This window comes from Streptomyces sp. NPDC079141 (assembly GCF_040686775.1).
In the GTDB taxonomy this organism is placed as follows: domain Bacteria; phylum Actinomycetota; class Actinomycetes; order Streptomycetales; family Streptomycetaceae; genus Streptomyces.
Map to the genome: position 1 here is coordinate 75,264 of NZ_JBFBLP010000013.1, position 18,964 is coordinate 94,227.

The following is an 18,964-nucleotide window of genomic DNA, read 5'->3' on the forward strand; positions in this document are numbered from 1 at the left end:
GTCCCGGCCCCCGGACTGCCCCTAGCGTCCTGCCCATGGTCACAGAAGTCAGCAGGGCAGAGGCCGTCGTACGGCTCGACGGTGTGCGCAAGGAGTACGGGGAGACGACCGCGCTGGACGGGGTGTCGCTGGAGATCACGGCGGGGGAGGCCGTCGCTGTGATGGGGCCGTCGGGGTGCGGGAAGTCCACCCTGCTGAACATGATCGCCGGGCTGGACCGGCCGACCGGCGGCTCGATTGTGGTGCACGGCGAGAACGTGGGGGAGCTGAGCGAGAAGGGCCTATCCCTCTACCGGCGCCGCCGCATCGGCATGATCTTCCAGTTCTTCAACCTCCTCGACGATCTCTCCGCGCTCGACAACGTCGCCCTGGCCGCCCAGTTGACCGGCACCCCGGCCCGGCAGGCCCGCCGCCGCGCCCTGGAGCTGTTCGACGAACTCGGCATCGCCGACCGCCGCAACGCCTACCCGGCGGTGCTCAGCGGCGGCGAGCGGCAACGCGTCGCCGTGGCACGGGCGTTGATGAACCGGCCCGCCCTGCTGTTGGCCGACGAGCCGACCGGCGCCCTCGACAGCCGCGCCGGCGAGCAGGTGATGGACCTGCTCATCGACCTCAACCAGATCGGCCAGACGCTGATCCTGGTCACCCACGACGAGCACCTCGCCCGGCGCTGCGCCAGCCGGCTCGTCGAGTTCGCCGACGGCCGGGTGACCGGCGAGCACACCCTGGAGCCGTCCGTATGAGGGCCGTGTGGCGGGCCGCCCGCGCGGCGGTACGGCGGCGCAGACTCCAGACGGTCGTCATCGCGCTGGTGACCCTGACCTCGACGGTGGCGCTGGTGGTGGCGCTCGGGCTGCTCGACGCCGCCTCCGCCCCGTTCGACAAGGCCTTCGGCAAGCAGCGCGGCCCCCATGTCGTGGCCGCCTTCGACCCCGCGGCGGTCTCCGACGACCGGCTGTCCCGCGCGGCCGACCGGCCCGGGGTCGAGGCGGTCGCCGGGCCGTTCGCCCAGGCCTCGGTCGAACTCAACTCCAGATCCATGGAGTTCGGGCTCGGCGCCGAGATCACGGTCGTCGGCCGCGCCGAACCCGGCGGCCCGGTGGACCGGCTGGACGTATGGGCCGGCCGCTGGGCCACCCGGCCCGGGGAGATCGTCGTGAACCGGAACGCGGACTGGCTCCCGGACGACCTGGGCAAGAAGATCGAGATCCCCTCCGGTCCGACCCTCACCGTCGTCGGCTTCGCCGCCGACCTCAGCCGCACCGCGGACGCGTGGGTCGCCCCCGAGCAGATCGAGGCCCTGCACCCGAGGACCACCCAGATGCTGTTCCGCTTCGACGACGCGGGCAGCGAGGACCGGCTGCGCGCGGAGCTGGCCGCGGTCACCGACGGACTTCCGGCGGACGCGCTCACCGCCTCCCGGTCCTACCTCACGCTCAAGGAGCAGGTGAGCAGTTCGGCCCGCGCCTACACCCCGTACCTGATGGCCTTCGGCATCCTCGGCATCGCCGTGGCGGTGCTCATCATCGGCAATGTGGTCAGCGGGGCGGTGATCTCCGGGTTCCGGCACATCGGCGTGCTCAAGGCGCTGGGCTTCACCCCCGGACAGGTCGTCGCCGTCTACCTCACGATGATCTCCGTCCCGGCGGTGCTCGGCTGCGCGCTCGGCACCGCACTCGGCAACGCGCTGGCGCGCCCCTTCTTCGAGTTCGTCTTCTCCGGGCCCGACGCTGGGGTCTTCCACGACAGCGTCTCCGTCGCGCCCTGGGTGAACGCAGTGACCCTGCTCGGCATGCCCGCCGTCTGTGTCCTCGCCGCGCTCGCGCCCGCCGTACGCGCCCACCGGATGTCGGCGGCCCGGGCGATCAGCGCGGGCAGCGCGCCCCGCGCCGGGCGCGCCCTGGGTCTCCAGCGCAGGCTGGCCGGCAGCCGCCTGCCGCGCGCACTGAGCCTGGGCGCGGGGCTGCCGTTCGCCCGGCCGGGGCGCAGTGCGCTGACGCTGGCCGCCGTGGTCCTCGGCGTGACCACCGTGACCTTCGCGACCGGCCTCGCGACCACGATGGACCGGTTCGGCAGCGCGGGTCGCGACGCCTACCAGGTCACCGTGTACATGGGGAAGTACAAGGACGGCAAGGAGCTGCGCCCAGAGCACAGTGACCGTCAACTCCAGAGTCTGCTCGCCGAGTTGCCGGGCGCGAGCGAGGTCACCGCCCGCGCCGACATCGAGGCCCGCATGGCGGGTTCCGTGAACCAGGTGATGATCGAAGCCCACCGGGGCGACAGGATCGGTCTGGACAGCGTGCTCACCGAGGGGCGTTGGACGCGCGGCCCCGGAGAGATCGTCGCCGGGTCCGCCTTCCTGCGGCAGAACGGTGTGCGGGTCGGCGACCGCCTCCGGCTGGAGAAGGGCGACCGGGCCGAGAAGGTGCAGGTCGTCGGGGAGTACATGGCGAGCGACGCCCGCATGGTCGTCGTCGACTGGTCGACCTTCACGACCCTGGCCCCCCGCGAGAAGCCCATCGCCTACCACGTCAAGCTGGACGACGGCACGGACCCGGCCGCCTACGCACGTGCGGCGGCGGACGCCGACTCCGGCGTCAACCCGGTGCCGCGGGGCCCCAACACGGTCACCCAGACCATCATCGGCTCCGCCACCGCGCTCACCCTGATGCTCGCGCTGGTCTCCGGCCTGGGCGTCTTCAACACGGTCGTCCTCAACACCCGTGACCGGCGCCGGGACCTGGGCATGCTGAAGTCCATCGGGATGACCCCGCGCCAGGTCACGACGATGACGGTGACCTCGATGGCCGTCCTCGGCGCCGTCGGCTCCCTACTCGGCGTCCCCCTGGGCATGGCGGGCTACGAACTCGTCGTCCCGCGGATGGCGGACGCGGTGGACATCACCCTGCCCCCGTACATGACGGACGTCTGGCAGGCCCCGTCCCTGGCCGGACTGGCCTTCGCGGGCCTGGCCATCGCGGTACTCGGCGCCCTCGTCCCGGCACGGCGAGCCGCACGGCTGACGGTTGCGGAGGTGCTGCGCAGCGAGTGACGGGGGAGGGGGGCCGGGGGGCGGTGCAGCCCCGGCCCCCCTCCCGGCTCAGCGGATCGGCGCGTACAGCACGCCCAGCTTGTCGATCTCACTGCCCGAGCGTCCCGTGAAGCCGACGATCTGCCAGCCCGCCGGTGCGGTGAAGGTCCTTGCGTCCGACGTGGCCGTACCGGCGGACAGCGTCCGGCCCTTGTCCGTGGCGAAGGCCGCCGAGAAGATCCGGGTACGGCCGTCCTTCTGACCCTGTGTCAGCTTCACCGAGGTGAGGTGCTCGCCGGAGGCGAGGGTCAGGGAGGCCGCGGTGCCGCCGGTGCCGCCGTGGCTCAGCGTCGTACCGCCGTCGTGCGTGAGCGACACCGCGTCCAGGCGGGCGGCGCCGCGCAGGGTGAGGGTGCGGGGCGACGGGGTGCCCGGCAGGTCGTCGGCGTCGTTGAAGGCCGTACCGTGCGGGCCGCCGAAGAAGTCGCTCGCCCGCAGCGAGGAGTTGACGGTGTAGGAGAAGTCGACCGTGTGCGGGAAGTGGTCGGAGAGATGCTCGCCGTCGGAGCGCAGGAACGACGCCCACTCGTTGTGGTAGCGGGTGGCGTCCAGGGACACCAGGTCGTTGCCCCGGTACAGGACCTTGTCCACGACCTCGCAGTCGTCCGTCGGGGCGGCGGCGTCGCAGACCAGCGCGTCGCTCCCCTGCGCGGGCGGCGTACCACCCTTGACCAGGTCCACCCACGGGTCGTTGAGGCCGTTCTCGGAGATCAGCGTGCGGATGTTGTCGCCCGCGCGCGTGTACCGCGTGTTCGTGTCGCCCATGACGATCACGGCGTTGCCCGAGGAGTTCGCCTGGATGAAGTCCGACAGCTGCTCGATGTTGGCGCGGCGCGCGGCGAGCGCCGCGTCCGTGGTGTCGGCGTTGGTGTGGACGTTGTACAGGTCCACGAAGACGCCCTCGGCCAGCCGGACCCGGGCCAGGGTGAAGCCCTTCGGGGTCAGGCAGTCCGCGTTGGTGCAGTCGGTCCAGTCGACCCGCTGGAAGTCCTCGAAGGCGCGGTCGGACAGCGTGTTCAGGCCGTCGCCGAAGCCCGCCCCGCCGCTGGTCGGCGTGCGGTACGGGTGGGTGTCGTTGGCGTACAGCGAGGCGTGGTAGTTGAAGTCCTCCTGCACGTTGACGAGGTCGTACGGGGCCAGCCGCTGCCCGATGAGCGGCGTGTTGGTCTCCGGGTCGCTGTCGCCCAGGCCGAGCGGGAGGCCCGCGATGTTGTAGGTCAGGACGTTGAACGTGCCGGACGTCGCGGCCGACGCGGGGGACGCGCCGGTGGCGGCGAGGCCGGTCAGGGCCAGGGCGGCGGCTGTGAGGGTGCCGAGGAGTCGTCTCATGGTGGGGGTGTCTCCGGAGGACGGGAACGTGAGCAACGCTCAGGTTCAGGGTCAACCAGTGTGACGGACAAGGGCACTTGGGAAAACAGTGAGTGCCGGTGCGAGTGGCCGCGCCCGGGCCGCCCGCTGCTCACCCCGCGGTCGTTCAACGTTCATGTTTCGCCTCGATCCTCCACACGCGGCGTGCTCGCGTCGCGGAAGGCAGCGGTACCAGGAGGCACTTCATGGGGCACGGACATCACCACCACCATCACGGGCACGATCACGAGCCGGCGTCGGCGCTGCCCGCCGCCTTCGACACCTCCGTCCCCGACGAGGCCCTGACCCCCGAGCAGCAGTCGCGCCGCACCCTGCTGCGCCGGGCCGGGCTCCTCGGCGCGGGCCTCGCCGCCGCGAGCGTCCTCACCCCGCAGACCCCCGCCGCTGCCGCCACCGGCGGCCGTAGAACGGGCGGCTTCCTGTGGCTGGCCGGCGACCACCACATCCACACCCAGTACAGCAGCGACGGCAAGTACCGCGTCGTCGACCAGGTCCGCCAGGGCGCCAAGCACGGCATGGACTGGCTGGTCATCACCGACCACGGCAGCGCCACGCACGCCAAGATCGGCGTGGAGAAGGTCAACCCCGACATCCGCGAGGCCCGGGACGCGTACGAGGACACCCTCGTCTTCCAGGGCCTGGAGTGGAACATCCCGGCCGCCGAGCACGGCACGGTCTTCGTCCACCCCGGCCAGAACGAGGTCTCCGTCCTCAAGCAGTTCGAGACCGACTACGACGGCAGCGTCAAGGGCGCCTCCGACTCCACGCCCGCCAACGAGGCCCTCGCCATCGCGGGCCTGAACTTCCTCGCGGAGCAGGTGCAGCGGCGCAAGGTCAAGGACGCGCTGATGCTCGCCAACCACCCCGCGCGGCGCGGCGTCGACTCCCCGCACGAGATCCGCGGCTGGCGCGACGCGACCGGCGCCGACCGGCAGATCGCCGTCGGCTTCGAGGGCGCCCCCGGCCACCAGGCCGCCGGCCTGCCCACGCCGCTCGGCATGGCCCGCGCCCGCGGCATCTACGACAACAACCCCAGCGCCAACTCCTTTGCCGGCTACCCGCCGGAGAGCTACCGCACCTGGGGTGGCTTCGACTGGATGACCGCCACCGTCGGCGGCCTGTGGGACAGCCTCCTCGCCGAGGGCAAGCCCTGGTGGATCACCGCCAACTCCGACTCCCACCAGGTCTACGCCGACACCGCCGTGCGCGGCCCGAACAGCGACTTCAACGCCAACGGCCGGTACGAGGACCCGGTCTACGGCGGGAAGATCGACGTCACCCAGGGCGACTACTGGCCCGGCCAGTACAGCCGTACCCACGTCGGCTCCGACGGCTTCTCCTACGCCGCCGTCATGGACGGCATCCGGGCCGGCCGGATCTGGGTCGACCACGGGCAGCTCATCAGCGGCCTCGACGTCCGTGTCTCCGGCGGCAGCCGCTGGGCCACGCTGGGCGGGGCGCTGCATGTGCACAAGGGCACGAACGTCACGCTGACCGTCGACATCGCGCTGGCCGGCGGCCCCAACTGGGCGGGCTTCCTGCCGAAGCTGGCGCGCGTCGACGTCATCCAGGGCGATGTGACGGGCGCGGCGGCGGACAAGGACACCTTCGCGGCGCCGACCGCCAAGGTCGTCAAGTCGTACGAGGTGAACAAGGCGTCCGGCACCGTGCGCCTGACGTACGAACTCGGCCGTGTGGACCGGCCGTTGTACGTCCGGCTGCGCGGCACCGACGGCAACCGGTCCGCCGTCGGCGCGCTGGGCGCGGCGGTCGACCCGGCGGGCCCGGCCATCGACGTCGTCGGTGACGCCGACCCGTGGGTGGACCTGTGGTTCTACTCCAACCCGGTGTGGGTCCTGCCGTCGTGACCTCCTCGTACGCCCTCACCCTGGACCCGGGGCTGAGGGACCTGCGTGCGGCGGATCATCTGCTGCACATGCTGGCGGCCGAACTCGACCTCCCCGAGGGCGCGTTCGGCTGCACGCACCTGGTGCGCGGGGACCGGCCGCGGGTGGCCCTCTCCCTCGCGCTGCCGTCGGAGCCGCTCCTGCGCACCGCCCGGGAGCGGCTCACGGCCCGGGGCCACGCGGTGACGCCCGGCGTCCCCGACGCGGTGGGCCGGGCGGTGATCTACCCGGGCGTCACCGCGCTCACCGGCACGCTGGCCCTCGCGGAGGTGCCTGCCCGCTCGGCGATCGACCGCGTGACCGTGCTCGGGGCGCCCGGCCGGCCGGCCCCGGAGACCCGGCTGCTGACCCGGGACCACGTACGTCCGCAGTGGCAGGACGGCGCACTCGTCCTGACCGCCATGCCGGCCGTCGGTGGCACCCTCGTCCCCTTCGAGGTGCCCGAACCGACGCCGTGCTGCGCGGACCACTGAAGCCACCTCCCCGAGCGGACACCGGGCGGATGTACTCGGCCCGGTGTCCGGTCGGCCGCATGCTGGAGCCCTTGACGGTGCGGCCGAGGAGGGTGCATGACCTGGTGGATCTCGCTGGTCGGCGCGGTGGTGGTCATGGTCATCCTGCGCGATGTGTTCCACACCCTGTGGCACCCGACCCGGCACGGAGGGCTGAGCCGGGTCGTCATAACGGCACTGTGGCGGCTGTCCGCCCGCACCAGTCCCCGACGGCGCGCCGCGGGAGTCGCCGGGCCGCTCGGCATGGCGTGCGTGGTGGCGATGTGGACCTGCGGGGTGGCCGTGGGCTGGGCGCTGGTCTACTGGCCGCACATGCCGGAGGGCTTCGTCTTCTCCGGTGGGCTGGAGCCGGCCCAGCACTCCCGGCCGGTGGACGCCCTCTACATCTCCCTGGTGATCGTGGGCACCCTCGGCCTCGGTGACATCGCCCCGGCGGAGGGCTGGCTGCGGGTCGTGGCACCGCTGGAGGCGTTGATCGGATTCGCGCTGCTGACCGCCACCGTCTCCTGGGTCCTCGGCATCTTCCCCGCCCTCGCCCGGCGCCGGACGCTGGCCCTGCGCATCCGCCATCTGCGGCGCGCCGGACTGACCGACGCGGAGTTGCACTCCGACGCGGGAGCGAGGGTGCTGGACATGCTCGCCGCCGACATCGCCCGGGTCAGCGTCGACTTCGCCCAGTACCCCGAGTCGTACTACTTCCACGACGGCACCGGCGACACCGCGCTCGCCCCGAACATCGGTTTCGCCGCCGACCTGGCCGCCCGGACCCGGCACTCCCGACACCCCGGCACCCGCATCGCCTCCGCCGTACTCACCGCCGCCCTCGACGACCTCGCCACCGTCCTCGACGAACGCTTCCTGCATACACAGGGACAACGGCCCCAGATCCTGACGGCGTACGCGCGGGACCACGGCGCAGAGGCCCCTCACTCCAGCGAGCGTGGCTGACCGAAAACAACCCCCGTACAGAATCTGAGAGTTGCCTCTCACAATTTATGAGAGAACACTCTCATGTCATGGACTCCGGCAACCGTCTCGGCGACATCGAGATCACCGACCCCAAGACCATGCGGGCGCTCGCGCACCCCGTACGGCTCGCCGTCCTGGAGCGTCTCCAGCGGTACGGCCCCGCCACCGCCACCCAGCTGTCCGGGCATGTGGGTGCCACGCCCTCCGTCACCAGCTGGCACCTGCGGCATCTGGCGGGCTTCGGGCTGGTCCGGGACGCCGAGGGCGGGACCGACCGCCGGGAGCGGCGCTGGGAGGCGGTGGCGCGGGGCTTCCGGGTGGGGGTGCCGGAGGACGACGAGGGCCGGGCGGCCGCCCTGGTGCTGGCGGGGGAGATGTTCGCCCGTACCGCGGAACTTCCGATGCGGTGGATCACCGAGACCGCGCCGGGGCTCGAACCCGAGTGGGCGCGTGTCGTGGGGGCCAACAACACCCGGATCGTCGTCACCCCCGACGAACTGGCCGCCCTCAAGGACGCGTTCGAGGAACTCGTCGCGGTCTACGCGATGCGGGATCCGGCCGATGTGCCGGACGGTGCCAGAGGTGTCCGGCTGCTCGGGTACGCGCTGCCCGAGGCCGCGCAGTGACGGGCACGGTCACGGTCGGACCGTCGCTGTGGCGGGACCGGCGGTTCCTGCGCTTCTGGGCCGGGCAGACCGTCTCGCAGTTCGGGGACCGTGTCTCCGAACTGGCGCTGCCGCTCATCGCCGTGGGTGTGCTGCACGCCTCCGCCGGGCAGGTGGCCCTGCTGACCGCGCTGGTGTGGCTGCCGAACCTGGCCGCTCTGCTGCTGGGGGCGTGGGTCGACCGGCGCGTCGGCAAGCGCCGGCTGATGGTGGTTGCCGATGTGGTGCGCGCGGCCGTGCTGCTGACGCTGCCGGTGGCCTACGTCCTCGACGCGGTGACGCTCGGGCAGTTGTACGCGGTGGCGCTGCTGACCGGTGTCGCGGCCGTCGTCTTCAACACGGCCTACTCGGCCGTCTTCGCGCATCTCGTGCCGCCCTCGGCGTACGTGGACGCCAACAGCAAGCTCAGCGCCAGCCGTTCGGTGTCCTACGTCGCCGGTCCGGCCGCCGGCGGCGGGCTCGTGCAGGCCCTCTCCGCGCCCGTGGCGGTCGTCGCCGACGTCCTGTCCTTCCTGGCCTCGGCGGTGCTGGTGGGGCGGGTCCGGGTCGACGAACCGGCGGTCGTCGGCGGTCCCCGCACCTCGCTGCTGCGGGAGGCCGGAGCGGGGCTGTCGTTCATCGTCCGGCACCCGGTGCTGCGGGCGAGCCTCGGCTGCGCCACGACCGTCAACTTCTTCACCTTCCTTGCCGGCACCGGGCTGCTGGTGCTGTTCGCCGACCGAGTGCTCGAACTCGCCCCGGGGGTCATCGGGTTGGCGTTCGGGATCGGAGCGAGCGGGGGTTTCCTCGGGGCCGTGGCGGCGCCCGCGATAGCGCGACGGATCGGCGTGGGCCCCAGCATCGCGGTGGGCTCGGTGCTGTTCCCCGCACCCTTCGCGCTCGGCGCCGCGGCCGACGGCTCACTCGTGCTCCGTGCCGGCGTCCTGGGCGGCGCCTACTTCCTGTCCGCCTTCGGCGTGATGCTGTTCGACATCAACCTCAACTCGCTCCAGGCGTCCGTCATCCCCGACGGACTGCGCAGCCGGATCGCCGGGGCCTACAGCACCGTCAACTACGGCATTCGCCCCCTGGGCGCACTGACCGGCGGAGCGCTCGCGTCCCTGATCGGGCTCCGCGGGACGCTGGTCGTCGCCGCCGTCGGCGGGGCCCTGTGCGTGCTCTGGCTGTTGCCCTCACCGATCCTCCGCATCCGCTCCCTGAACGGACCGACTGATACCGCGTACGGGCAAACGTGAGATGCGACACACTGTCAAAGTGACTGCTGTGGCGTCACGTTCGCGCAAATGGCGTTCGGAGTTCTTCGGTTCCGACAGAGTCCCAGTTCGGCGGGGGTGGCGGTGAGCGACCGCAAAGCCGGGGCTACCCAACAGTAGGCGGAGGGCTACCTTCCGTTAGAAAGATCTGTTCGACGGGCTGCACGTTTGCCGGGGTGGATCCGCTTATCTGTTTTCCAGAGCAACGAGGCTCTAGGTGTCCGGCCCGCGACGACACGGGGGACGGAGCGGTACGGCACCGACGGAAAGCGAAGGAATACATCCACTGTGAACTACGACGTAGTCAGCCTTGTGCTGGCCATCGCCGCCGCGGCGCGGTCGTACGCGCCCGACGTGTGGTTCTTAGTGCGACGCCTCCTCGGCGCCGGAGTCCGCATCGGGGCCGCCGCCCTGAGCGACCAGCCGCAGCCCGCCGCAACACCCGCCCCCACGGCCTCCCGCACCCTGGGAGGCAGCCGATGACCAGCCCCACCCCCGACCCGGCAGGACCCACCATCCCCCCGCCCCCGTCCGTCATGCCGCCCGAGTTCTGGGCGTTCCAGGCCCGCTACGACCGGGCGCTGTTCGAGTACAGCCGGATCCACCTCGGCAACCCCGTCGCGGCCCGCCGACTGGTGACCAGCACCTTCGTCTACCTGGCCACCGTCTGGGGGCGTTTGAGGGTGATGGACAACCCCGGCGCGTACGCCTGGGCGCTGTTCAAGCAGCGGGTGCACACCGAACTCGCGGCGCAGGGCCGCAGTCCGGCCACCACCGAGACCCTGGCCTTCGCCCGGGCCATCAGCGCCGCCAGCGCGCCGTTGCTCGGGGCTTTCCGCTCCTCCTTCCACGCCGAGTACGGACAGGAGATCGCCGAACTGGAGGAGGGCATGGGCCTGTACCGGGAGATGACCCGGCTGAGCGAACGCCACTTCGACGTGCTCGTCCTGCGCGACGCGCTCGGCTTCGACACCCGTGAGACCGCCCTGATCCTGGGCATCAGCGAGGCAACCGTCCGCTCCACCCGCCGCACCGCCAAACACCGGCTCGCTGCCGCCATGGGGTACCGGACCGACGCCACCGCCGACGACGACAAGGAGTGACCCACCCATGAGCCGCACCCCGCGCAGCATCGAGGAGGCCCTGAGCCGGGCTCGCGTCTTCCGCGGCGAGTACACCGACGCCGACCTGGAGTCCGCCCGGCACGGCGTCGCCCGCCACCTGCACGAGCTGCGCTGGGTGCGGTTCTTCCACGCCGCTCTGCCGACCGGCGGCGGACGGGCCCACCCGGCACCCGCCGCCCTGCACGAACAGGCGGCGCACGACCTGCGCCAGCTGTGCCGCGGCACCGTCCACCACGACGGTGCCGCCCACCGCATCACCGCCTTCGACGCCAGCCGCGACCCCGACGGCGCCCTGCCCTTCGCCTGTCTGCTCTACCTCGCCGACCAGGAGGAGGGCGCCCAGTTCTGGTGGCAGTACGGCGCCGGCGCCGGCAGCGTCACCGCCGCGCTGTGCCTGTACCTGCTCCACCTGCGCCACGGCGACATGCGCGACGCCCAGCACTGGGCCGACCAGATCCACCGCCTCAACGGCATCGGCTGGAACGGCTACACGCCCGTCCCGCACCACGCGGTCACCGACGGCGGCCCCACCGTCCACTACACCCTGCCCGCCCCGCCCCCCGGCCTGTCCGAACGCGCGCTCAAAGACGCGGTGCACGACCTCGCCGCCCCCTACGACGGCGGCCTCGGCCCCGTTCCGCAGCCGATCCCCGCCCTCGCCGACCACTGGGAGGACCTCGTCACGACGTGAGGCCGCACCCCGCCCGAAGGGCGCCGAGCGCCGACCAGGCCGCCGCCTCCTCCTGCGCGTCGAACTCCAGCCGTGCGCCGTCGGGGGCGAGGACGACGTAGGACACGGCGAGGTACGACAAGGCCCCCCACTCCTCCTGCACATGAGCCCGGGCCAGCACCCGGCCGCACGGCTCGCAGGAGATCCACGGCACCAGCACCGCCTCCCCGGCGGGGTGGGGAATCGTGTCCCGGGCCCCGTCCTCGAAGACCCGCAGCCGCGCCGGCCGCCCGGTGCCGCACGGCAGCGCCGCGATCCCCGCGCCGAGCTGGTCCCACTCGCCCCACTGCTCGGCCATCACGGCGAGTTCGGCCCGCTCCGGCTCACCCACCGTCAGCCCCTGTTGGAGCAGGCGGTCCACCAGGACGTGCAGGCCCGCCTCCTGCTCCCCGATGTCCCAGCAGCCCTGTACCTCGTCGACGTCCCCGGCGTCCGGCAACAGCCGGGCGAGCCGGGACCACACGACGCCCTCGGCGGCGTACGCCCGAGCACGCTGATCCTCCATTCGGCCGAGAGTAGCCCGGCGCGGATCCGTCACCCGGGCGGGGGGAAGTGTGCGCGCCACTTGGCCCACCGCACGGCCCACTTGAGGAAACCGCCGTACCGGATCCGGACGCTGAGCACATGTCCACTCTCCTCTCCCGGCTGTGCACCGCAGCCGTGTGCGCCTTCGGGCTGGTGGTCGCCACGCCCGGCGGCGCGCTCGCCGCCCCCGGCGACCTCGACCCCTCCTTCGGCGACGGCGGCAAGGTCTACGTCTACAACGGCCTCGTCTCCACCGGATACGACCTCGCTCTCCAGTCCGACGACAAGATCGTCACCGTCGGTCTCAGCCAGGACGCGGGCTGGCTCACGACCGACTTCTCCGTCATGCGGCACCACACCGACGGCAGCATCGACACCTCCTTCGGCACCGGCGGCGAGGTCCTCACCGACTTCGACGGCGCCGAGGACTACGCGAACGCGGTCGTGGTCCAGGGCGACGGCCGGATCGTCGTGGCGGGATCCAGCAACTACGCCTTCGCGCTGGCCCGCTACAACCCGGACGGCAGCCCGGACACGGGCTTCGGCACGGACGGCCGGCTCACGACGGACCTCGGCGGCCCGAGCGAGGTGCAGGCCGTCGCCGTGCAGAGCGACGGGAAGATCGTGGCCGCGGGCCGGGCGGGCGGTGCCTTCGCGGTGGCCCGCTACCTCCCCGACGGCGGCCTGGACCCCGCCTTCGGCGACGGCGGCCTGGTGACCACGTCGTTCGAGGCGGGCGGTGCGGCGGGCCAGGACCTCGCCCTCCAGCCCGACGGCCGTATCGTCGTCGCGGGCCGCGCGGGAACCAGCGGCTCCGACTTCGCACTCGCCCGCTATAACACCGACGGCAGCCTGGACACCGGCTTCGGCACCGGCGGCCGGGTGACCACGGCGTTCGCCGGGGAGGAAGAGGTGCGCGGAGTGGCGGTGCAGCCCGACGGCCGGATCGTCGCCGCCGGACGCACCGGCTTCGACGTCGCCCTGGCCCGCTACAACCCCGACGGCACCCTGGACTCGGGCTTCGGCACGGGCGGCCGGGTGACCACGGACTTCGGCGGCACGCTGGAGGCGGCCCACGACCTCGTGCTGCAGCCGGACGGAAAGATCGTGACGGGCGGTGTCCGCAGCACCGACTTCAACCTGGTGCGCTACAACACCGACGGCAGCCTCGACAGCGGCTTCGGCAGCGGCGGCCGGGCCAGCGCCGACTTCACCTACTACGACGAGATCTTCGGCGTCGCCCTCCAGGACGACGGCAACATCGTCACGTTCGGCAGCAGCGGAGACGACCGCGGCCTGGTCCGCTTCCTGGGCGGCACGGCGACCCCGCCGCCGCCCGGGGTAGACCTGTCGGTCACCAAGTCCGGCACGGCCACGGTCAGCATCGGCGACCGGGCGACGTACACGGTGACGGTCACCAACACGAGCACGACCATCGCGGCCACGGGCGTCTCCCTCACCGACACGCTCACGGGCCCCGCGGGCACGGTCATCTCGGCAACGCCCTCCCAGGGCACCTGCACCACGGCCGTGTCCTGCACCCTGGGCACCCTCGCCCCGGGCGCCCAGGCCACGGTGACGGTCGTCGCCGAGCCGCGGGCCACCGGCACCCTCACCCAGCAGGCGACGGTGAGCGCCACCCAGACCGACCCGACGACCGGGAACAACACCGCCACGGTCACCACCACCGTCAACAACGCCCGCGGCTGCACCCGCATCGGCACCAGCGGCAACGACACCATCACCGGCACCTACGGCGCCGACGTCATCTGCGGCCTCGGCGGCGACGACAGCATCAACGCCAGCTACGGCTACGACACGGTGTACGGCGGGTACGGCAACGACAGCCTGAACGGCAGCTTCCACGACGACACGCTGAACGGGGGGCCCGGCAACGACAACCTGATCGGGAGCTACGGCAACGACCGCCTGAACACCGTGGACAACGTGTCGGGCAACGACACGGCGAACGGGGGCTACGGCAGCGACACCTGCACGACCGACACGGGGGACACCCGCATCAGCTGCCCGTAGGGGACGGCGTCAGGGCCGGGCCCGCCGACCTGGCGGTGCCCGGCCCTGACGTCGCTCAGATCGCCTCCGAGAAGGTGAAGGAGAACGTGGTCGGCTCGGCCCGCAGGTGGTACTGCGGCAGCGGGCCCGGGCCGCAGGACTGCGAGCCGATGCCGTGCTGGCCGTGGTCGAGGTTGACCCAGACCGTGTCGCCCGGCACGAGGTCCGTCAGGTGCCCCGCGGCGTCCAGTTGCTCGCTGGTCCAGCGGCGCGCGCTGAACCAGAACTCCGGGTCGCCCTCGACGCGCAGACCGCCGAGCTCCACCCAGCGGACGTCGGCGCGCGCGCCGTTCTCCTGCGGGCGGACGTACGGGGTCTGCAGGTCGTCGACGGAGGAGTGCCAACGGCCCAGCCTGGAGGCGGACTTCGTGTCGGGATAGGCCTCGCCGGGGCCGCCGCCGAACCACTGCACGGCATCGGCGTTCGCGAGCCCGAACCGGATGCCGAGCCGGGGCAGCGGCACCGTCCAGTCGCCCTCCGGCGTCACCGACACGGTCAGCCTCAGCCGGTCGCCGTCGGAGGTCCAGCGGTAGACCGTGCTCAGGCCGAACTCCCGGGCGGCGGGCGCCACCCGGGTCCGCACGGTGAGCGCGTTCTCGCTCAACTCGACGCCGTCCAGGCGGTGTTGCATGCGGTGCAGGCCGAGCGTGCGCCACAGCGTCCCGTAGCGGGTGTCAGACTGCCACTCCGCGCCCTCGTCGTTGTCGGTGGGCGCCCGCCACACGTCCAGACGGGGCGCTGTCACCGCCACGTCGCCGACGGTCTTCAGCGCGCCGGTGCGCGCGTCGAAGGAGGCCCGGCCGAGGTGGATCAGGCGGTCACCGGCGTCCGGGCGGCCGCTCGCCGCGACGGACGGCTTCACCCGCCCGGTCACGGGGAGTTGGGCCCACGCCACCTCGTGGTCCTTCGCCGCCCATGTGGTGTCCGCGGCCAGCAGCGCCCGTACCGTCCACTGCGCCTCGCCGCCCCGGCTGTCGGGCGGCTCGGGCAGCTTCACGTCGGCCGACTCGCCGGGCGCCAGCGCCGGCACCGACAGCGTGCCCGACTCCACGGTCTCGCCGTCCACCTGGTACGACCACTCGAAGGCGAGCTCCGACAGGTCGGCGAAGTCGTACTTGTTGACCACGCGTACGGTGCCGTCCGCGCCGTCGCCCTCGATCCGGACCGGCTCGATGACCTTCTTGTACTCGACGAGCCCCGGCGACGGTGTCCGGTCCGGGAAGACCAGCCCGTCGCAGACGAAGTTGCCGTCGTGCAGCTCCTCGCCGAAGTCGCCGCCGTAGGCGAAGCCCAGCCCGGGGTGGCGGATGCCGTGGTCGATCCACTCCCAGACGAAGCCGCCCTGGATCCGCTCGTACTTCTCGAACAGCTCCTGGTAGTCGGCGAGCCCGCCGGGGCCGTTGCCCATGGCGTGCCCGTACTCGCACTGGATGAAGGGGAGTTGACGCCGCTTGTGGGTGCCGCCGTCCAGGCCCTGGCCGATTGTCTCGACCTCGGCGTGGAAGGCGTACATCCGCGAGTACACGTCCGTGTCCCGGCAGTTGATGTCACCCTCGTAGTGCACGAGCCGCTCGGGGTCCCGGCCGCGGATCCACTCGGCCATCGCGGTCAGGCCGCGCCCGGTGCCGGCCTCGTTGCCGAGGGACCAGAAGACGATCGACGGGTGGTTCTTGTCGCGTTCGACCATCCGGGCGGCGCGGTCCAGCAGGGCCGGGGTCCAGCGGTCGTCGTCGGAGGGGTTGTCCCGCCAGCCCTGCTCGGTGAAGCCGTGGGTCTCCAGGTCGCACTCGTCGATGACCCACAGGCCGTACTCGTCGCACAGGTCGAGGAAGGCCGGGTGCGGCGGGTAGTGCGAGGTGCGGACGGCGTTGAGGTTGTGCCGCTTCATCAGCAGCACGTCCTCGCGCATGGTCTCCAGGTCCAGGGCGCGGCCCCGGTCCGGGTGCCACTCGTGCCGGTTGACGCCCCTGAACAGGACCGGCCTGCCGTTGACCTTGATCAGGCCGTCCTCCAGGGCGACCGTACGGAAGCCGATCCGCAGCGGGACGCGCTCGCCCTCGGTCGCCAGCACGCCGTCGTACAGCTTCGGCGTCTCCGCGGTCCACGGCTGGACGGCCACCGTCGCCGACTCGCCGGTGGCGATGTCGATACCGAGGTCCGGGACGCTCACGCGGCCGTCGACGTCGGAGTCGACGCGCAGGGTGCCCTCGCCGGTGACATGGTCGTAGGAGGCGTGCGCGAAGAAGTCGAGGGCGCAGCCCGCCGGGCGGTGCAGCAGGGTGACATCACGGAAGATGCCCGGCAGCCACCACTGGTCCTGGTCCTCCAGGTAGGAGCCGGCCGACCACTGGTGCACACGGACGGCGAGCACGTTGCCGCCCGGCCTGAGCAGATGCCCGACCGCGAACTCGTGCGGCAGGCGGGAGCCCTTGAACTCGCCGATGTCCGTGCCGTTCAGCCAGACGCGGGCGCAGGACTCGACGCCGTCGAAGCGGAGGGTCGCGCCGCCGTCCGACGGCCAGTCCTCGGGCAGGTCGAAGACGCGCAGATGGTCACCGGTGGGGTTCTCCGTCGGGACGTGCGGCGGGTCCACCGGGAAGGGGTACAGGTGGTTGGTGTAGATGGGGGCGCCGTGTCCCTGGAGGACCCAGTGGCCGGGGACCGCGACCTCGGCCCAGTCCCCGGCGTCGTACCCCTCGGCGGCGAACGCCTCGTCCTCGGCGTCCGCCGTCGCCGACAGGCGGAACCGCCAACTGCCGTTCAGGGAAAGGGATTTCGCGTCGGACGTCGGATACCAGGCGCGGGGTGGGAGGGCCCCGCTGCCGGGGGAGACGTCCTCGACGTAGTCGGCGGAGGGGGAGGTGGTGCGGAAAGACATCGGTCTCCAGGTCTTGAGAGGAGGGCGTCAGCCCTTGATGCCGGTCTGCGCGACGCCCTGCACCAGCCAGCGCTGGAGGAACAGGAACACGAACACCAGGGGCAGGATGGAAATGGCCGTGGCCATGAAGATCAGATGGAAGTTGACTGTCTGGTTGGTCATGTACGAGGAGAGCGCGACCTGGACCGTCCACGCCTCCTGGTCCTGGCCGATGACCAGGGGCCACAGGAAGGCGTTCCAGCCGCTGATGAAGGTGATGGTCGCGATGGCCGCGAAGAAGTTCAGCGAGTTGGGCACCACGACGCGCCAGTACGCGCCCCAGTAGCCGAGTCCGTCCACCCGCGCCGCCTCCTCCAGTTCCTTGGGGAACCCGAGGAAGTACTGCCGGAACAGGAAGCAGGTGAAACCGCTGAAGAGGCCCGGAATGACGAGTCCGCGCAGGGTGGAGACCCAGCCGAGCGACGAGACGAGGACGAAGCTCGGCACGAAGGTGACGGCGGTCGGGACCATCAGGGTGACCAGGACGGCGTAGAAGATCTTGTTGGCGTGGCGGTACGGGATGCGGGCGAGGCCGTACCCGGCCAGCGAGCACACCAGCAGGGTGCCGATGGTGTGCAGCACGCCGACGACCGCGGAGTTCCACAGGGACTGGCCGAAGGGGACCGTGGGGTCGTCGAAGAGCTCGGTGAAGTTGCCCCACTGGATGTCGGTGGGGAAGAACTTCCAGTTCTCGCCGGTGATCTCGGCGTCCGTGGACAGGGCGTTGCGGACGATCAGATAGAAGGGGACGAGGAAGAGGAAGGCGGCGAAGCCGGTGGCGGCGTACAGGCCGGCGGAGCCGACCACGCTGCCGCGCTTGATCCGCCGCGGTTTGCCGGTGGTGGGCGTGGTGGTGGTCACTTGGACTCCTCACCCCTTCCGAAGCCCATGATCTTCCCCTGGAGCAGGGTGACCATACAGATCAGCAGGGTCAGGATCATGGCGCCCGCGCTGCCGGCGCCGTAGTCCTGGTTCTCGCCGAGGGCCGTGTAGTACAGCTCGACCAGCGGGGGACGGCCCCAGGTGGTCTTGGCGAGCAGGTTGAAGAACTCGTCGAAGGCCTGGTAGGCGGCGACGAGCAGCAGCAGGATCACGGCGGTGGAGGTGGCCCGCAGCTGGGGCAGGGTCACGTACCGGAAGGTCTGCCAGCCGCGCTTGGCGCCGTCGATGGCCGCCGCCTCGTACAGCTCCTGCGGGATGTTCTGCAGGGCCGCCAGGAAGAGGATCATGTAGAAGCCGGACTGGAGCCAGAGGCGTACGGTGACGATGACCAGCCAGTACCAGGGCGGGTTGGGGTCGGCCAGCCAGGCGATGTTCTCCACGCCGAACCAGCTCAGCACGGTGTTGGCGAGGCCGAAGCGGACGCCGCTGAAGACGGACATCTTCCAGATCAGCGAGGCGGCCACGAAGCTGACCGCCGTGGGCAGGAAGAACACCGACCGGAAGAACGCCTTCATGAAGCGGATCCGGTGCACCAGCAGCGCCAGGCCCAGCGAGAGCGCCCAGGTGATGGGCACGACGATGGCGGCGAAGACGGTGAAGGTGATGAGGGACTCGACGAACTTGTCGTTCGTGAGCATGTACGAGTAGTTCTCGAACCCGATGAACTCGCTGGGAGTGACGGTGTAGCGCGCCTCGAAGAAGGAGAGGTACGCGCTCCAGCCGATCGGGATGTAGACGAAGATCACGAGACCGATGAGGAACGGTCCGGTGAAGAGCCAGAAGTTGAGGGTGCGCCCGCGGACCCCGCGCCGCCGCGGGACCACGGGGGTCTCGTCGGCGGCGGGGCTCTTGGCGACACCGTGCGCGGTGGTCGTCGACATGTCGTGG

General features: G+C 71.6%; 16 protein-coding genes. 11 read left to right on the forward strand and 5 right to left on the reverse strand.

Annotated features, from left to right (window positions below; translation table 11 throughout):
* Positions 1–35: 35 nt before the first annotated feature.
* Positions 36–743 (forward strand): ABC transporter ATP-binding protein, encoded by a 708-nt coding sequence (locus AB0Q90_RS29580; RefSeq protein ID WP_363158623.1) that lies wholly within the window; start codon positions 36–38, stop codon positions 741–743.
* Positions 740–3,052: an FtsX-like permease family protein gene (locus AB0Q90_RS29585; RefSeq protein ID WP_363158622.1), complete on the forward strand. Its 2,313-nt coding sequence runs from the start codon at positions 740–742 to the stop codon at positions 3,050–3,052. The genes AB0Q90_RS29580 and AB0Q90_RS29585 overlap by 4 nt, the downstream gene beginning before the upstream one ends.
* Before the next feature lie 48 nt (positions 3,053–3,100).
* On the opposite strand, the gene AB0Q90_RS29590 is transcribed toward AB0Q90_RS29585, so the two are convergent.
* Positions 3,101–4,420: a jacalin-like lectin gene (locus AB0Q90_RS29590; protein WP_363158621.1), complete on the reverse strand. Its 1,320-nt coding sequence runs from the start codon at positions 4,418–4,420 to the stop codon at positions 3,101–3,103.
* 224 nt (positions 4,421–4,644) lie between these two features.
* Between AB0Q90_RS29590 and AB0Q90_RS29595 the strand changes: the two genes are divergently transcribed.
* From AB0Q90_RS29595 to AB0Q90_RS29630, 8 genes are all read left to right on the forward strand, one after another.
* Complete coding sequence (locus tag AB0Q90_RS29595) at positions 4,645–6,327, forward strand: PHP domain-containing protein (RefSeq protein WP_363158620.1); 1,683 nt, start codon at positions 4,645–4,647, stop codon at positions 6,325–6,327.
* Complete coding sequence (locus tag AB0Q90_RS29600; RefSeq protein ID WP_363158619.1) at positions 6,324–6,839, forward strand: hypothetical protein; 516 nt, start codon at positions 6,324–6,326, stop codon at positions 6,837–6,839. Before AB0Q90_RS29595 ends, AB0Q90_RS29600 begins: the two co-directional genes overlap by 4 nt.
* A 96-nt stretch (positions 6,840–6,935) precedes the next feature.
* Positions 6,936–7,826, forward strand: coding sequence for a potassium channel family protein (locus AB0Q90_RS29605; protein WP_363158618.1), 891 nt, complete (start codon positions 6,936–6,938; stop codon positions 7,824–7,826).
* 68 nt (positions 7,827–7,894) lie between these two features.
* Positions 7,895–8,473 (forward strand): helix-turn-helix domain-containing protein, encoded by a 579-nt coding sequence (locus AB0Q90_RS29610; RefSeq protein WP_363158617.1) that lies wholly within the window; start codon positions 7,895–7,897, stop codon positions 8,471–8,473.
* The gene (locus AB0Q90_RS29615; protein WP_363158616.1) at positions 8,470–9,747 is read left to right on the forward strand and encodes an MFS transporter; all 1,278 of its coding nucleotides are present in this window, start codon (positions 8,470–8,472) and stop codon (positions 9,745–9,747) included. Before AB0Q90_RS29610 ends, AB0Q90_RS29615 begins: the two co-directional genes overlap by 4 nt.
* Positions 9,748–10,053: 306 nt before the next feature.
* Positions 10,054–10,248, forward strand: a complete 195-nt coding sequence (locus tag AB0Q90_RS29620; protein WP_363158615.1) for a hypothetical protein — start codon at positions 10,054–10,056, stop codon at positions 10,246–10,248.
* Positions 10,245–10,868 (forward strand): sigma-70 family RNA polymerase sigma factor, encoded by a 624-nt coding sequence (locus AB0Q90_RS29625; RefSeq protein ID WP_363158614.1) that lies wholly within the window; start codon positions 10,245–10,247, stop codon positions 10,866–10,868. The genes AB0Q90_RS29620 and AB0Q90_RS29625 overlap by 4 nt, the downstream gene beginning before the upstream one ends.
* Positions 10,869–10,875: 7 nt before the next feature.
* On the forward strand, positions 10,876–11,580 hold the full coding sequence (locus AB0Q90_RS29630; RefSeq protein ID WP_363158613.1) for a hypothetical protein: 705 nt from the start codon (positions 10,876–10,878) through the stop codon (positions 11,578–11,580).
* On the opposite strand, the gene AB0Q90_RS29635 is transcribed toward AB0Q90_RS29630, so the two are convergent.
* Entirely contained in the window at positions 11,570–12,124 is a 555-nt protein-coding gene (locus tag AB0Q90_RS29635; protein WP_363158612.1) for a hypothetical protein, read from the reverse strand. The genes AB0Q90_RS29630 and AB0Q90_RS29635 overlap by 11 nt on opposite strands.
* A gap of 119 nt (positions 12,125–12,243) precedes the next feature.
* On the opposite strand from AB0Q90_RS29635, the gene AB0Q90_RS29640 reads away from it, so the two are divergent.
* Positions 12,244–14,178 carry a calcium-binding protein gene (locus AB0Q90_RS29640; protein ID WP_363158611.1) on the forward strand — a complete coding sequence of 645 codons (1,935 nt, stop codon included), beginning with the start codon at positions 12,244–12,246 and terminating at the stop codon, positions 14,176–14,178.
* A 55-nt stretch (positions 14,179–14,233) separates the two neighbouring features.
* Here the strand turns inward: AB0Q90_RS29640 and AB0Q90_RS29645 are convergent, their stop codons facing one another.
* Genes AB0Q90_RS29645 through AB0Q90_RS29655 form a run of 3 tightly spaced genes read right to left on the reverse strand, consistent with a single transcriptional unit; the run spans position 14,234 to position 18,957 of the window.
* A complete protein-coding gene (locus tag AB0Q90_RS29645; protein ID WP_363158610.1) occupies positions 14,234–17,095 on the reverse strand; it encodes a glycoside hydrolase family 2 TIM barrel-domain containing protein in 2,862 nt (953 codons plus the stop codon).
* A gap of 27 nt (positions 17,096–17,122) precedes the next feature.
* Positions 17,123–17,995, reverse strand: coding sequence for a carbohydrate ABC transporter permease (locus tag AB0Q90_RS29650; protein WP_363158609.1), 873 nt, complete (start codon positions 17,993–17,995; stop codon positions 17,123–17,125).
* Positions 17,992–18,957, reverse strand: a complete 966-nt coding sequence (locus AB0Q90_RS29655) for a sugar ABC transporter permease (RefSeq protein WP_363158608.1) — start codon at positions 18,955–18,957, stop codon at positions 17,992–17,994. The genes AB0Q90_RS29650 and AB0Q90_RS29655 overlap by 4 nt, the downstream gene beginning before the upstream one ends.
* Positions 18,958–18,964 lie beyond the last annotated feature (7 nt).